Here is a 13,707-nt window from a genome sequence, read left to right on the forward strand (position 1 = left end):
GCCGGCTTTCAGATTGCGCGGGCATACAGTGTTTCAAAGGGGATGGGAAGGCATTGGATCAATGAGTTCTGGCCACCCGGACAGAATCTGAAGTTCGCTCCGCGCTTCGGATCAATGCGCTGGACTCCGTCTACGGAGCCTATCCGAGCACGGCAAAGCGTGCCTTCAGCAAGGCTTCGGCGTATTCGTCATCTGCGGTGCTGTCATAGACGACCCCGCCGCCAACATTCAGCGTGACGCGATTGTCGGGGCCACAGATCAACGTGCGGATTGCGACGCCAAAAGACATCGCACCATCCGGGGCGATCCACCCGATGGCACCGCAATAGGCATCCCGCGCCTTCGGTTCGAGCGTGGCAAGTATCTGCATCGCGCGGATTTTTGGTGCGCCCGTGATGGAACCACAGGGAAACAGCGCTTCGAAAATTTCCGATATGGTTGTGCCGGATCTGATCTGCGCGGTGATGGTAGAGGTCATCTGGTGCAGCGTCTGATAGGTTTCGATGGCAAAAAGCCTGGGCACTTCTACAGTGCCAATTTGCGAAATACGGCTCATGTCATTGCGCAGAAGGTCGACGATCATCAGGTTTTCGGCCTGGTTTTTCTCTGAGGACCGAAGCCAGTCCTTCTGCTTTTCGTCCGCGTCCTGCGATGCGCCGCGCGGTGCCGTGCCTTTCATCGGGCGGGCGGTCATTTTCCCGCGTGGATCAAGATGAAAGAAAAGCTCCGGAGAACGCGACAGCAGGACAGGACCGCCCAGATCAACCAATGCGCCAAATGGCGCCGCTTGTTTCGCGCGCAAAGCCGCGTAGAGCCCGTCAACCGTGCCGGTCCGCTGCGCGGTCATCGGAAAAGTCAGATTGGCCTGATAAATGTCACCCCGGCAGATGAAATCATGCACCTTGTCGAAGGCCGCGACATAGTCGTCGCGCTGCCAGTCCGGTGCCGGGATGCTCAGCGTCGCAGGGGCCTTTGCCGCTGCTAACCGGCTTGGCTGTGGCGCATCGAAAACCCCGAATTGCAAAAGCGGCGTTTTGCGGCGGGTTGGCAGGAAATCCCGCAGTTTTGGCGACAAAAGATAGCCCAGTTCATAAGTGGCGTAGCCCGCGAGCCAATGGCCCCCGGCCTGCGCATCCTCAAGCGCGGCCAGTGCCGCGGGCACGTCTGATGGCTGGTCTGCGATGATGATGTGACGGGGCGCGGCAAACAGGGTGCCGTCCGGAAGTGGGCCGTGGTCAAAGACAACGCGTGCGGTTTTCATTTGTTATCTTTGATGCAGGTGCTGAACCGCAATTGGGTCAAAAGTCGGCGGCAATGCGCATATCGCGAAGCGGTCTGACAACCCTGATCGATTCCTGGTAGATCGGGTCCGCTTTATAGGCCGTCAGCTTTTCGACGCTTTCGAACTCGGCATAGACAATGACGTCCACCTCGCCGGACAATGCGTCGTTCTGGATGTTCTCCCGGACCTCAAAAAACTGACTATGGGGAATATCGCCAAGCATTTTTAGCCCGGCCACGATGGCGGGAATATCCGATTTTTCTTTTGCGCTGAAGAAAACGATGTGGCGGATCGCTGGTCTGGATGTCATTTTTGGGCCTGCATGTGGTCTAGTGCGGATCGCATCCGGGGTGCTAATCATATTCAATCGGTCTGATCAATGCCGCGATTGAGAATGCCTGCCAGACATGAAAAAGCCGCCCCCTGCTTCCAGAGCGCGGCCTAGTCTTTTTGTAAAGCGGTCAGGCTTAGCGGCGCAGGCCCAGACGTTGGATCAGGTCCTGATAACGGGCCTCATCCTTGCTTTTGACATAGTCCAGAAGTTTGCGGCGTGTTGCCACCATCTTGAGCAGACCACGGCGGCCGTGGTTGTCTTTCTTGTGGGTCTTGAAGTGCTCTGTCAGCGTTGCAATACGCGAGCTGAGCACGGCAACCTGTACTTCGGGCGAACCTGTGTCGCCTTCCGAAGTACCGAATTCCTTGATCAGGCGTGTCTTTTCTTCTGCAGTAATCGACATCGGGGGCTCCTTCTTGAGAAAGGGTTAATCGGAATGGCGCAGGCCGGGATGTCGTCCAGCACAGGCCCATGGAGAATTCGACCCTGAATCAGATTCGGGGCCGATGGGGGCGTATATGAAAATCCCCGGGCTTTGGCAAAGGGTTATTCGCTGGCTGCTGTGTTGGGGCTGTCCGTCCCTAATCAAGGAACCCCAGACCCTGCGCGGTGCTCAGCGGGATCAGCGAGATATCGGCGGCCTCCAGCAGGCTGTTGCCCTGCAATGTCGCCATCACCTGGCTGCCCATGACGATCTGAAGCTGGCTTTCATCCTCCGGGTTCCGGACCACGGAAATCTGCGGTTCCTCTGCCCCGTCACCGCTGTCGTCCCAGACAAACAGCAGGGAATCCTCCTGCGGTTCGAAATCCAGCACCTCCGCCGGCCCGCCGCTTCCGATCCAGTCGCCCAGAACGATCTGGTCCGCCCCCTCTCCGGCAGTGACGATATCGCCCTGACCGGCGATAATCAGGTCATCACCGCCGCCACCGTTCAGATAGTCGCCGTCATCGCTGTCGCCGGTTCCCGGTGCCGGGGTGCCATCCGCAATGCCCGAGAGCGTGTCGTCGCCCCAGCCGCCAAACAGGGTATCACTGCCCGCACCGCCATGCAGGGCATCGTCATCCAGGCCCCCCATCAGCGCATCGTCACCCGCCCCGCCGAACAGCCGGTCATCGCCGGCAGAGCCTTGCAGGCTGTCATTGCCTGCGTTGCCATGGATCACGTCATCATCGTTGTGTCCGGCAAGCTGGTCATCCGCAGCGCCGCCGAAAAGGTCGTCATCGCCGTCTTCGCCATGCAGGGTGTCATCGCCGATGCCCCCCTCCAGCGTGTCGTTACCGCCCGCGCCGTGCAGATCGTCATTGCCTGCGCCCCCGTCGAGGATATCGTCGCCGCCGTATCCGCCGATCTGGTCGCCGCCATCGCCGCCGATCAGCGTATCGGCACCCTCCGTTCCGGACAGGATATCGTCTCCACCTGTCTGCGAAAGGATATCGTTCCCACCTGTCTCCGACAGGATATCCTCGTCGGTATCGGAATCCCGGGCGCCGATGTCCACGTAAACAACGGCGCTGACCGCCATCAAACCCATCAAACCCGCAAGAAACATCATCGGTACACACCATCAAATCAGGGGATGGTGCAACGCGCACCACCCCCCTGAGATCATCCGGGAGAACGGCCAGCGGGTCAAAAGCAAACCGGAAAGTTGGTTAATGCGACGCTATCGCCCCGGCACTCCAACGCCATTCCTCGGGTTGCCGGGCATAGGGCAGGTAGAGCGGATGGCGCGGGTGCCCGGCCTTGGACAGGCCCAGGTGGAACAGGGGCGCGGTACCGGCGCCAAGCATCCGTGCCACCTGCGGTCCCCGGTCCAGATGTGCCCCGTGGACACCCCATGCCGCGATGACATGATCGGCCCAGACCATGCCCTCGGCCAGCACCGAATCGTTTTCCGGCCCCACCGGATCATCCGCCGCGCGCATGTCCCGCGGGTCGGTGGCGCGCCAGGCAAAGATGTTGGTCACCCGAAACCCGCCATAGCCCAGGTGCCGCGCGCGCCGCTCGCAGCGCTCCACCGTCGGATCGTTCTGCACTTCGGTTGCCGTGGAGGGGTTCAGCATCACGAACATCACCTTCAGGGCCGCCGCATCCCAGACCCGCGTCAGGCTGTAGCGATAGGCCTCGCAGTCGGAATAGACCGCGGTGGAGGGGGCGTCGCCCTTGGTATGGCTGCGGGTGATCATGCCTGCTGGGTCAACCTGCCCTACGCATCGCCGTCCTGCGACAGGTTGAACACCCGCGAGGGGTGCAGCTCGCCCGCCTTGAACCGGCCCACGGCAACCGCCCGACCCTCGAAAGAGGCCCAGCATTCATCGCCGTATTCGACGCCTGACGCGACTACCATGCCGGGATTGCCATTGCGCAGCCGGGTGGCCCCCTCGGCGGTGGCCTTGACCTCGGGCAGGTCGTCCAGCCCGATCTCAAGCGGTTGCAGGTGCTGGTCCAGTTCCGGCGTGCGCGCCATTTCGGTAACCTGGTCCAGGGACAGACCGTCCGCCACATCAAAGGGCCCGGACCAGATCCGGCGCAGATTGCGGACATGGCCAAGACAGCCCAGTTTCTGCCCCAGGTCACGGGCAATCGACCGCACGTATCCGCCCTTGCCGCAAACCATCTCTAGCGTGACATGATCGGCATCGGGCCGGTCGGTCAGCAACAGGCTTTCCACAAACAGGGGCCGCGCCGCCAGTTCCATCTCTTCCCCGTCCCGCGCGCGCTTGTAGGCGCGTTGCCCGTCGATCTTGACGGCGGAAAACTGCGGCGGCACCTGTTGGATGTCGCCTATAAAATCCGCCAGCGCCGCCTTGATCGCCTCGTCATCGGGGCGCAGATCGGATCTGCCCAGCTCTTCGCCCTCGGCGTCATCTGTGTTCGTGGCGATGCCCAGCCGGACGGTGAACTCATAGGCCTTGTGCGCGTCGGTAATATAGGGAACCGTCTTGGTCGCTTCCCCCAGCGCAATCGCCAGCACGCCCGTGGCTTCCGGGTCCAGCGTACCGGCGTGCCCGGCCTTCCTTGCGTCCAGCGCCCAGCGGACCTTGTTCACAACGGCGGTCGACGTGGGACCTGCCGGTTTGTCCACGACCAACCAGCCGGAAATATCTCTGCCCTTGCGTTTGCGCGCCATGTCTCACCCTTCTGTTTCGCGTGCGAGCCTATACAGACAGCCGCCACCGCTGCCCAGCAGATATCTGCGCCCCGGCACCGCGGCGCCCGTCAGCACAGACGCTCAGTCTGATTCGACCACGCCGACGATGGGCCCGATCGTGGTAAAGCCCGCATCATCGCGGCCCAGACCGGGCGCACGCAGGCGCGATACATTGCCATCGAAATAAAGCGCATTCGGCAGGCCCAGACGGTCCCGGAAAAACGTGCCGAATTCGTGAAAGGTGACGGTATTGTCCGAAATCACAAAGATTGCCCGCGTGCCATCGGCCGTGGTGCCGACGCCATTGCGGATATAGCGCGACGTGCTGTTCTTCAGGAAACGCGGATGCAGCTTGCCGTCGATGACCAGCATCGGACCCGATTGGGTCGCGGACCGGCAGGCGGGCCTGGCCTTGAGAAAGGCGGTTGTTTCCATGACGTCGGCACGGGTGTCGCGGATGCAGAAGATCCCGTTCGGCAGCAGGCCGAAATTGCCGGGGCCATCGGTGCTGATCACCTCCTGCAGCTGGCGGCCATTCTCAAGGTAATAGCCAACCGGCGCGCGGTTTTCGTGGTACATGCCCGCATTCATTGCAAAGCCAAGGTGAAGCCCCCTGGCAGCAAGGGCCTTTTCCACGTTTCCGAAATGTCCGTAGGTGCTGCCGGTCTCATCCGTCAGGAACAGCTCCAGCCGCTCTTTGGTCAGGTCCACTTCGCAGATGGAATATTTATTCCCGCCATAGCTTTCCTTGCGGCAGTCCGTTGCCTGGGCAGTGCCTGCCACAAGCATCAGGCCAAGCCACAGGAGCAATCTCATCCGTCACTGTCCGGGCCGGGCGCATCGCCGGGTGCATCGGCGTCACGGCGCACCGCTTCCTGGTTCAGCATGCGGCGGGTCTCGTCCATCTGGTCAAAGGTCTCGTCCAGGCGAAACCGCAGTTCGGGGGCGAACTTCAGCGTCAGCTTTTTTGCCACCTGCCTGCGCAGCTCGCCCTTGTTGCGGGCCAGCAGCTTGATCAGCTCGTCCTGACCTTCGCCGCCCAGCGGCAGCACATAGGCCGTGGCAATCTTCAGATCGGGAGAGGTTCTGACCTCGCCCACCGTGACCGACATGCGGTTGAGGTCGGTATCGTGCACATCGCCGCGCGCCAATACCTCGGACAGCGCCCGGCGAATGGTTTCACCGACCCGCAATTGGCGTTGTGACGGGCCTGCGCCCTCGTGACTCTTGTTTCTGGACATGCCCTCCATCTAAGACGTTGCAAGGCTTTTGCCAAGGCGGCGAATGCAGGCTAAACCGGCCTGAGCAAAGGAGCGCAGATCATGGCAAAACTTCCCGGGGTCACAATCACCGGCGCGTCCGGGCGCATGGGGCAGATGTTGATCGCACAGGTGCAGGCGTCAGAAAAGCTGGCGCTGGTGGGCGCGATCGAACGGCCCGGGCATGCCTGGGTCGGACAGGACATCGGCCTGGCCATGGGCGGTGCTGCCATCGGCGTGACGGTCAGCGATGATGCACAGGCGGCGATTTCGGCTGCCGATGTGGTGATCGACTTTACCGCGCCTGCCGCCACACTGGCCTTTTCGGCCATCGCCGCTGCGGCGGGCACGGTGCATGTGATCGGCACCACCGGCATGACCGAGGCCGAAATCGCGCAGCTTGCGCCCGCTGCGGAAAAGACGGTCATCGTCCGGGCCGGCAACATGAGCCTTGGGGTCAACCTGTTGACGCAGCTGACCAAACGCGTCGCGGCGGCGCTGGACGCCGATTACGACATCGAGATCGTCGAGGCGCATCACAACAAGAAGGTCGATGCGCCCTCCGGCACGGCCCTTATGCTGGGCGAGGCCGCCGCAGAGGGGCGCGGCGTGAAGCTGGCAGAGGTCTCCGACCGGGCGCGCGACGGCATCACCGGGGCGCGCCGGCGCGGCGACATCGGCTTTGCCGCGATCCGGGGCGGTGACATCGTGGGCGAACATGACGTTATGTTTGCCGCCGAAGGCGAACGCATCATCCTGCGCCATGTGGCATCCGACCGTTCCGTCTTTGCCCGCGGCGCGCTCAAGGCAGCGCTTTGGGGTCTTGGCAAAGCGCCGGGGGCATATGACATGCTGGATGTTCTGGGCCTGAACGACGCCCGCTGAACCGGCGGCTTTCTGCGCGACTTCTCATCGGGGGTGAAACTTCACCTGGCCTTTCGGCGTGGTTGTACCAAATCATGCCAAGAGGAGAGTACAAATGAGACCCTTTGCACCTGCATTGTCCGCGGTCCTTGTCACAATGGCCGCTCCCGCATTTGCCGATTTCCAGAAAGTCACCACCCGCAGCGATTTCATCGCGCTTGTCGGCGGCAAGACCCTGACCCGGCCGCTGGTCAAGATCCAGGTGCTGCCGGACGGCCAGATCGCCGGCAGGGGCGCGGCCTGGGCCGTGACCGGTCAATGGCAGTGGAAAGGTGAATATCTGTGCCGCAGCCTTGAATGGGGCGGCGACGATCTTGGCTACAATTGTCAGGAAGTGAAGGTGGACGGGGCGAATGTCCGCATCACCTCTGACCGTGGCACCGGGGAATCAGCAGACTTCAGCCTCCGCTAGGCGGCAGGGCCAGATCCTTGAATGGTCTGGCCCTTGAAAAGCCCGACCCTCAAAAATCCACCGCGATGCCCTTTTTTTCCCAATCGCCATATCTGACCGGCTCTGGGCCCTCCCTGCCACCCAGCTCGGGCGGCAGATCCAGTGCTTCGGCGGCCTTCCGGCGTGCGGCGGCCTCGTCCAGGGCGCGCTGGGCGGCGGGGGGAATGGGTTTGGGGGCCGGATTCGGTTGCGGCGGCAGATCGGGGCCCGGTGTCGGGACCGGATCGTTCGGCGTGTCCGGGATCGGCTTTGGGGCCGGTGTGGGGTTCCGCAGGTCGGCGGGCTCTGTCATGTGATCCTCTTGAGCGGCTGCCGCCTTTGATATACGCCGCCTCATGGGCAGGGCAACCCCGGCCCCCGACCAGAAAAGGCGACGGCATGGCAGACACAGGCGTACAGGCGCGCAGAAGCGCTGTATATCTTCTGGACCAGATCCTGGGGGAAGAACCGCGCCTGATGTCGGAACTGCTCGCAGGGGGGGCGCTGGACAAACTGCCGCCCGACGACCGCGCCCGCGCCCAGCGGCTGGCCCAGGAAACCCTGCGGGGCATGGAGCGCGCCGACCGGTTGCTGCAAAAGCATGTCAAGAAATCTCCGCCCCTCACGGTGCGCAATGTGCTGCGGGTCGGCACTGTCGAACTCTGCCAGGGCGGCGCGGCACATGGGGTGGTGAACGCCATGGTGACCCTCGTCTCGCAACACCGGACATTGAGCCACCTCAAGGGGCTGACCAACGCCGTCCTGCGCAAGATCGCCGCCGAAGGGCCTGACGCCTGGGGCGCGCTGCGGGCGCCGCGGCTGCCGAAATGGCTGCGTGGCCCGCTGACCGAAGCCTGGGGCCCGGAGGCGATTGCCGCGATGGAAGTGGCGCATTTCGCCGGTGCCCCCCTCGACCTGACGGCCAAGGGCGATCCGCAGCTGCTGGCAGAGGCGACCGGTGGGGTGCTGTTGCCCACAGGTTCCGTGCGGGTGGCGGAAGCGGGTCAGGTCTCTGCCATGCCGGGATTCGCGGCGGGCGACTGGTGGGTGCAGGATGCCGTCGCGGCACTGCCCGTCCGCATCCTTGCGCCCAAAACGGGCGAACAGGTGCTGGATCTCTGCGCGGCACCGGGGGGCAAGACCATGCAACTGGCTGCCGCAGGCGCGGCGGTAACTGCCGTCGATTCCTCTGCCACCCGCATGGCGCGGCTGCGCGAAAACCTGACCCGCACGGGATTGCAGGCCGAACTGCAGACCGGGGACGCCCGCGCCGTCACCGGCTCCTTTGATGCGATTCTGCTGGATGCGCCCTGTTCCGCCACCGGCACGCTGCGGCGGCACCCGGATCTGCCCTATGCCAAGGACGGATCGGAATTTGGCGATCTGATCGAATTGCAGGCGGAGCTGCTGGACCACGCCTGGTCCCTGCTGAAACCCGGCGGGCGGCTGGTGTTCTGCACCTGCAGCCTCTTGCCCGACGAGGGGGAGGTCCAGGTCGACGAGGCGCTGGAACGGCATGGCGACATGGTGGTTGATCGCGAGGCGCTGATGGTGCCGGGGGTTGAAGCGGATTGGGTCACCTCGGAAGGTGGCCTGCGGCTGCGCCCGGATTTCTGGGCGGACCGGGGCGGGATGGATGGTTTTTATATCGTCTGCCTGCGCAAGGGCGGCTGATGGCGGATCAAGGAAAACTGCTGCGGTCCTGACGAACCCGTCCCAAAATGCGCAGACTACATCCGGACTGGCCGCGCCAGCCTGATCGCGCCGGATCGGCCGTCTGTGCCGCCCTGTGAATCTTTGCCCACACCGCCCTGAGAGCGACGACACGCTCTGCCCTACACCGCCCTGCAAATGATGACATGTCAAAAATGACATGTCATCATTTACGGAAAGTTAAGAGGAGCGCCCGGGCCGGAAACACCCATTGCGGCGACCGCGCCGCAGCAGGCGTCAAACGTCGGCAGGCGGCGGGTTGGGAACAGCCAGGTAATCCCGTGAAGGGATCGCAACCATCCCTTTCAGCCCCAGCGCCGCGCGGTCCGGCTCTGACAGCGCCGCCATCGCCTCGGCCACTGCATCGAATATGGCAGAACCGTCCCTGCCGCGCGCGGTGATATAGGGCAGGCCGGGCGTCGGCTCTGTCCACGCCAGCACCCGCAACTGCGTTGCACAGGGTTCAAATTGCCGGATCAGCCGCCAGGTCACCGCGTCAAGCGCCGCAATATCGGCACGGCCCTCAGCCACGGCCCTGGCGGAATTCACATGCCCATGGCTCTGGCTGCGGTCCTGAAACCAGAAACCTGCCGCGCGCGCAGCGGCATGTATCGCGGCAAAGCCGGATTGCGACAGGGTCTGATTGTAGATGAACCTCGCACTGGCAAAGTCGGCCAGCGCAGCGCGGTCATCCCCGGCGCGCACCACGATGGCACTGCGGTAATACCCCGGCGGGCACCCCGTGACGCCGAAATCCGGCGTGCCGACCAGGGTCACCTTGTCATGCAGCTGCGTCCGGTAGGGCATGCCGCAGGTCTGGCTCAGCACCAGTTCAGGGTCGGTCCAGACCGCAAAGGCATCGGCGCTGTTGGACAGCGCGACCGGTGCGTCAATCCCGCGCCCGGCCAGTGCGGCGCGGATATGCGCCCAGTACCGCTCCAGCGCGGCATCGGTTTCAGGTCTGGCATACATCATCAGGCTGGCGATCATGTTGGCAGGTTAACCCCGTCGCCGCCCCTGCAACAGCCCAATTGTGACCAAGAGCGTTTCGGGAAAATGTTGAATCGCAAATACCTTGCCACGTTTCGCGTTCCCAGGACATTTGCGATCCTTGTGCTCCAACCATTCCCCGAAACGCTTTATCGCGCCGATCCCGCGACGCCCTGCCAAAAAGCGGTGACACCCGCCGGGTCAGCCGCTATGCTTCCCGCAAACGCCAGCAGAGCGTCAAGGGCAGCAAATCATGTTCAACATCCCCGGCCTGACCGCACGGAAAGAGCGGTTTCTCAACCGGTGGCACGCCCGTGCCGCAACCCGCACGCCTGCGCAAGTCAAGGGGTTTGTCTCTTCGCCCGAACCACGCACCATCGGCTCCTATGCCCGTGGGCGGCAGCTGATCGCCGGCAATTACCTTTTCGCGGGCACCCTGATCAACGCGCCGGACCGCACCCTGTGGCAGCTTGAGGTGCCGGACGCGGCCTATGCCGCCGATCTGCAGGGCTTTGCCTGGCTCGACGATCTGGCGGCCGTGGGCGACGGTGCCGCGCGGCAGGTCGCGCAGCGCTGGCTGTGGGACTGGATCGGACTTTACGGCAAGGGGCGCGGTCCCGGCTGGACACCGGACCTGACCGGCAGGCGGCTGATCCGCTGGATCAACCACGCGCTGTTCTGCCTGCGCGGGCAGGAATCCGATCAGAGCAGGGCCTTCTACCGCTCGCTTGAACAGCAGACCCGGTTCCTGTCCCGCCGCTGGCACGGTGCCGCCCCCGGCCTGCCGAGGTTCGAGGCGCTGACCGGCCTGATCTATGCGGGCCTTGCACTTGAAGGTCAGGAAGCGCTGGCCGACCCCGCGATCAAGGCCCTGGCGCGCGAATGCCGCACCCAGATCGACGCCGAAGGCGGGTTGCCCACCCGCAATCCGGAAGAGCTGCTTGCCGTTTTCACCCTGCTGACATGGGCCGCCGCCGCGCTCAGCGACGCGGGCCGCAGTACTCCCAAAGATCATCTGGCCGCGATTTCCCGAATTGCACCCACCCTGCGGTCCCTGCGCCACGCCGATGGCGGGCTGGCCCGGTTCCACGGCGGCGGGCGCGGGCTGGAGGGCTGGCTGGACCACGCCCTTGCCGCGGCCAGGGTTCGGACCTCTCCGTCAGAGGGCCTGTCGATGGGCTATGCAAGGCTGTCGGGCGGGCGCACCTCTGTTGTGATTGACGCCGCTGTCCCGCCCAGCGGTGCCGCCTCCGGCAATGCCCATGCATCGACCCTCGCCTTCGAACTGACCTCCGGCCGCCGCCCGCTGGTGGTCAACTGCGGATCGGGGGCGTCCTTCGGGCTGGAATGGCGCCGTGCCGGGCGGGCGACCCCGTCGCATTCGGCGCTCTGTCTCGGCGGATATTCCAGCGCCCGCCTGTCCGAGCCGGACCGCCACACCGGGCGCGAGGCCCTGATCGACGGGCCGACCCATGTGCCGGTTGAAATGAGTTCCGCAGGAGACGGCATCCGCTTTCAGGGCGGGCACAACGGCTATGTGCGCTCGCATGGGCTGACCCTTGCCCGCACCCTGGAACTGACGCTGGATGGCCGGGGCCTCGCGGGCGAGGACATGCTGCTGGCGCTGGAGGACATCGAGAAACGGCGCTTTGACAAGGCGCTGGACCTTGCCGGGCTCAAGGGCCTGCGCTTTGACATCCGCTTCCATCTGCACCCGGATGTGGACGCGACGCTCGATCTCGGCGGCGCGGCGGTGTCGATGGCCCTGAAAAGCGGTGAAATCTGGGTGTTCCGCCATGACGGCACGCATAACCTCTCGCTGGAACCGGGTGCCTATCTTGAGACCACACGTCTCAAACCCCGCGCTGCACAGCAGATCGTGCTGTCCGGCATGGCATTTACATATGCCACCCGGGTCAGGTGGTCCTTGTCCAAGGCGCAGGAAACTGCGATTGGCGTCCGTGATCTTTCGATGGACGACCCATTGGCTGACAACACCGAACCGGACGAACAATAGGACCCTGCCAAATGCCTGATCTCTACCCCGTGAAACGCGCCCTTCTTTCCGTATCCGACAAGACCGGCCTGGTCGAACTTGGCCAGGCATTGGCCGCGCAGGGGGTCGAGCTGTTGTCCACGGGGGGCACCGCATCGGCGCTGCGCGACGCGGGGCTCACGGTCAGGGACGTGGCAGAGGTGACAGGCTTTCCCGAAATGATGGATGGCCGCGTCAAGACGCTGCACCCGGTTGTGCACGGCGGCCTGCTGGCGCTGCGCGACAATGACACGCATGTCGCGGCGATGAACGAACACAACATCGGCGGCATCGACCTGGTGGTGGTCAACCTCTACCCCTTCGAGGCAACCGTGGCCAAGGGCGCGGCCTATGACGAGGTGATCGAGAACATCGACATCGGCGGTCCCGCCATGATCCGCTCTGCGGCCAAGAACCACGGTTTCGTCAATGTCGTCGTGGATACCGAAGACTACGCCGCCCTCATCGCAGAGCTTGAGGCCAATGACGGCCAGACCACCTATGCCCTGCGGCAGCGCCTGGCGCAGACCGCCTATGCCCGCACGGCAGCCTATGACACCGCCGTCAGCACCTGGATGGCCGCGCAGATCGGCGAAACGCCGCGCCGCCGGACATTCGGCGGCACCCTGGCCCAGACCCTGCGCTACGGCGAAAACCCGCATCAGAACGCCGCCTTCTATACCGATGGCTCCGACCGTCCGGGCGTGGCGACGGCACAGCAGCATCAGGGCAAGGAACTGAGCTACAACAACATCAACGACACCGACGCGGCCTTTGAACTGGTCAGCGAATTCGACCCGGCACAGGGCCCGGCCTGCGCCATCATCAAACATGCCAACCCCTGCGGCGTGGCGACGGGCAAGACCATGGTCGATGCCTATACCCGTGCCTTCGACTGCGACCGCACCTCGGCCTTTGGCGGCATCATCGCGCTGAACCAGCCGCTGGACGGTGAAACCGCCGAAGCCATCAGCGGCATTTTCACGGAAGTGGTCATCGCCCCCGGGGCCGATGCCGATGCCATGCGCATTTTCGGCAAGAAGAAGAACCTGCGCCTGCTCACCACCTCGGGCCTTGCCCCGCGCGACGCGGCGGCGCTGGCGGTGCGGCAGGTGTCGGGCGGCTATCTGGTGCAGGACAAGGACGTGGGCCGGATCACCCGCGACGACCTGAAGGTGGTGACCAGACGCCAGCCATCCGAGCAGGAACTGAACGACCTGCTCTTTGCCTGGACCGTGGCAAAACACGTCAAATCCAACGCCATCATCTATGTGAAGGACGGCGCGACCGTGGGCGTCGGCGCAGGCCAGATGAGCCGGGTGGACAGCACCCGCATCGCCGCGCGCAAGGCCCAGGACATGGCCGAGGCGATGGGCCTCTCCGCACCGCTGACACAGGGTTCGGTCGTGGCCTCGGATGCGTTCTTTCCCTTCGCTGACGGTCTGATCACGGCGGCCGAGGCCGGGGCAACCGCCCTGATCCAGCCCGGCGGGTCGATGCGCGACGACGAAGTGATTGCCGCGGCAGACGAAGCCGGGCTCGCCATGGTCTTTACCGGCATGCGCCACTTCAGGCACTGAGACGGAGG

Annotated in this window: 15 protein-coding genes; 5 read left to right on the plus strand and 10 right to left on the minus strand. The window is 64.1% G+C overall.

Annotated elements, in window-relative coordinates:
• Positions 1-139 precede the first annotated feature (139 nt).
• The 8 genes from O4H53_RS10230 to rbfA all read right to left on the minus strand — a co-directional run bounded on the left by O4H53_RS10230 (position 140) and on the right by rbfA (position 6,009).
• Complete coding sequence (locus O4H53_RS10230; RefSeq protein ID WP_269363508.1) at positions 140-1,261, minus strand: aminodeoxychorismate synthase component I; 1,122 nt, start codon at positions 1,259-1,261, stop codon at positions 140-142.
• Between the two features lie 37 nt (positions 1,262-1,298).
• On the minus strand, positions 1,299-1,592 hold the full coding sequence (locus tag O4H53_RS10235; protein WP_269363630.1) for a Dabb family protein: 294 nt from the start codon (positions 1,590-1,592) through the stop codon (positions 1,299-1,301).
• A 157-nt stretch (positions 1,593-1,749) separates the two neighbouring features.
• Entirely contained in the window at positions 1,750-2,019 is a 270-nt protein-coding gene (rpsO, locus tag O4H53_RS10240) for a 30S ribosomal protein S15 (protein ID WP_269363510.1), read from the minus strand.
• A gap of 178 nt (positions 2,020-2,197) precedes the next feature.
• Positions 2,198-3,169, minus strand: a complete 972-nt coding sequence (locus tag O4H53_RS10245) for a calcium-binding protein (protein WP_269363512.1) — start codon at positions 3,167-3,169, stop codon at positions 2,198-2,200.
• 100 nt (positions 3,170-3,269) lie between these two features.
• The gene (locus O4H53_RS10250) at positions 3,270-3,803 is read right to left on the minus strand and encodes a DUF1643 domain-containing protein (protein ID WP_269363514.1); all 534 of its coding nucleotides are present in this window, start codon (positions 3,801-3,803) and stop codon (positions 3,270-3,272) included.
• A gap of 20 nt (positions 3,804-3,823) precedes the next feature.
• Positions 3,824-4,747 carry a tRNA pseudouridine(55) synthase TruB gene (gene truB / locus O4H53_RS10255; protein ID WP_269363516.1) on the minus strand — a complete coding sequence of 308 codons (924 nt, stop codon included), beginning with the start codon at positions 4,745-4,747 and terminating at the stop codon, positions 3,824-3,826.
• Between the two features lie 102 nt (positions 4,748-4,849).
• Positions 4,850-5,584, minus strand: coding sequence for a phosphodiester glycosidase family protein (locus O4H53_RS10260; RefSeq protein WP_269363518.1), 735 nt, complete (start codon positions 5,582-5,584; stop codon positions 4,850-4,852).
• Complete coding sequence (rbfA, locus tag O4H53_RS10265; protein WP_269363519.1) at positions 5,581-6,009, minus strand: 30S ribosome-binding factor RbfA; 429 nt, start codon at positions 6,007-6,009, stop codon at positions 5,581-5,583. Before rbfA ends, O4H53_RS10260 begins: the two co-directional genes overlap by 4 nt.
• A gap of 81 nt (positions 6,010-6,090) precedes the next feature.
• On the opposite strand from rbfA, the gene dapB reads away from it, so the two are divergent.
• Both dapB and O4H53_RS10275 read left to right on the plus strand, forming a co-directional pair.
• On the plus strand, positions 6,091-6,912 hold the full coding sequence (gene dapB / locus O4H53_RS10270) for a 4-hydroxy-tetrahydrodipicolinate reductase (RefSeq protein WP_269363521.1): 822 nt from the start codon (positions 6,091-6,093) through the stop codon (positions 6,910-6,912).
• A gap of 136 nt (positions 6,913-7,048) precedes the next feature.
• Positions 7,049-7,363, plus strand: coding sequence for a dihydrodipicolinate reductase (locus O4H53_RS10275; RefSeq protein WP_269363523.1), 315 nt, complete (start codon positions 7,049-7,051; stop codon positions 7,361-7,363).
• A gap of 49 nt (positions 7,364-7,412) precedes the next feature.
• Here O4H53_RS10275 and O4H53_RS10280 read toward each other — a convergent pair whose 3' ends face one another.
• Positions 7,413-7,694: a DUF1674 domain-containing protein gene (locus O4H53_RS10280; protein ID WP_443069598.1), complete on the minus strand. Its 282-nt coding sequence runs from the start codon at positions 7,692-7,694 to the stop codon at positions 7,413-7,415.
• Between the two features lie 86 nt (positions 7,695-7,780).
• Here O4H53_RS10280 and O4H53_RS10285 point away from each other — a divergent pair, with 86 nt between their 5' ends.
• Positions 7,781-9,055, plus strand: a complete 1,275-nt coding sequence (locus O4H53_RS10285; protein WP_269363524.1) for an RsmB/NOP family class I SAM-dependent RNA methyltransferase — start codon at positions 7,781-7,783, stop codon at positions 9,053-9,055.
• Positions 9,056-9,331: 276 nt separating this feature from the next.
• Here the strand turns inward: O4H53_RS10285 and O4H53_RS10290 are convergent, their stop codons facing one another.
• Positions 9,332-10,084: a phosphate/phosphite/phosphonate ABC transporter substrate-binding protein gene (locus O4H53_RS10290; RefSeq protein ID WP_269363526.1), complete on the minus strand. Its 753-nt coding sequence runs from the start codon at positions 10,082-10,084 to the stop codon at positions 9,332-9,334.
• Positions 10,085-10,337: 253 nt separating this feature from the next.
• Between O4H53_RS10290 and O4H53_RS10295 the strand changes: the two genes are divergently transcribed.
• Both O4H53_RS10295 and purH read left to right on the plus strand, forming a co-directional pair.
• A complete protein-coding gene (locus tag O4H53_RS10295) occupies positions 10,338-12,101 on the plus strand; it encodes a heparinase II/III family protein (RefSeq protein WP_269363528.1) in 1,764 nt (587 codons plus the stop codon).
• A gap of 11 nt (positions 12,102-12,112) precedes the next feature.
• Positions 12,113-13,699: a bifunctional phosphoribosylaminoimidazolecarboxamide formyltransferase/IMP cyclohydrolase gene (gene purH / locus O4H53_RS10300; protein ID WP_269363530.1), complete on the plus strand. Its 1,587-nt coding sequence runs from the start codon at positions 12,113-12,115 to the stop codon at positions 13,697-13,699.
• Positions 13,700-13,707: the final 8 nt, after the last annotated feature.

Source organism: Sulfitobacter sp. G21635-S1 (genome assembly GCF_027213915.1).
Classification (GTDB): domain Bacteria; phylum Pseudomonadota; class Alphaproteobacteria; order Rhodobacterales; family Rhodobacteraceae; genus Sulfitobacter.

Coding starts and splice junctions, on each gene's coding strand:
- O4H53_RS10245 (WP_269363512.1), bottom strand. CDS start 3,169: ATGATGTTTCTTGCGGGTTTGATGGGTTTGATGGCGGTCAGCGCCGTT.
- O4H53_RS10280 (WP_443069598.1), bottom strand. CDS start 7,694: ATGACAGAGCCCGCCGACCTGCGGAACCCCACACCGGCCCCAAAGCCG.
- truB (WP_269363516.1), bottom strand. CDS start 4,747: ATGGCGCGCAAACGCAAGGGCAGAGATATTTCCGGCTGGTTGGTCGTG.
- O4H53_RS10275 (WP_269363523.1), top strand. CDS start 7,049: ATGGCCGCTCCCGCATTTGCCGATTTCCAGAAAGTCACCACCCGCAGC.
- O4H53_RS10250 (WP_269363514.1), bottom strand. CDS start 3,803: ATGATCACCCGCAGCCATACCAAGGGCGACGCCCCCTCCACCGCGGTC.
- purH (WP_269363530.1), top strand. CDS start 12,113: ATGCCTGATCTCTACCCCGTGAAACGCGCCCTTCTTTCCGTATCCGAC.
- O4H53_RS10295 (WP_269363528.1), top strand. CDS start 10,338: ATGTTCAACATCCCCGGCCTGACCGCACGGAAAGAGCGGTTTCTCAAC.
- O4H53_RS10230 (WP_269363508.1), bottom strand. CDS start 1,261: ATGAAAACCGCACGCGTTGTCTTTGACCACGGCCCACTTCCGGACGGC.
- O4H53_RS10235 (WP_269363630.1), bottom strand. CDS start 1,592: ATGACATCCAGACCAGCGATCCGCCACATCGTTTTCTTCAGCGCAAAA.
- rbfA (WP_269363519.1), bottom strand. CDS start 6,009: ATGTCCAGAAACAAGAGTCACGAGGGCGCAGGCCCGTCACAACGCCAA.
- rpsO (WP_269363510.1), bottom strand. CDS start 2,019: ATGTCGATTACTGCAGAAGAAAAGACACGCCTGATCAAGGAATTCGGT.
- O4H53_RS10260 (WP_269363518.1), bottom strand. CDS start 5,584: ATGAGATTGCTCCTGTGGCTTGGCCTGATGCTTGTGGCAGGCACTGCC.
- dapB (WP_269363521.1), top strand. CDS start 6,091: ATGGCAAAACTTCCCGGGGTCACAATCACCGGCGCGTCCGGGCGCATG.
- O4H53_RS10285 (WP_269363524.1), top strand. CDS start 7,781: ATGGCAGACACAGGCGTACAGGCGCGCAGAAGCGCTGTATATCTTCTG.
- O4H53_RS10290 (WP_269363526.1), bottom strand. CDS start 10,084: ATGATCGCCAGCCTGATGATGTATGCCAGACCTGAAACCGATGCCGCG.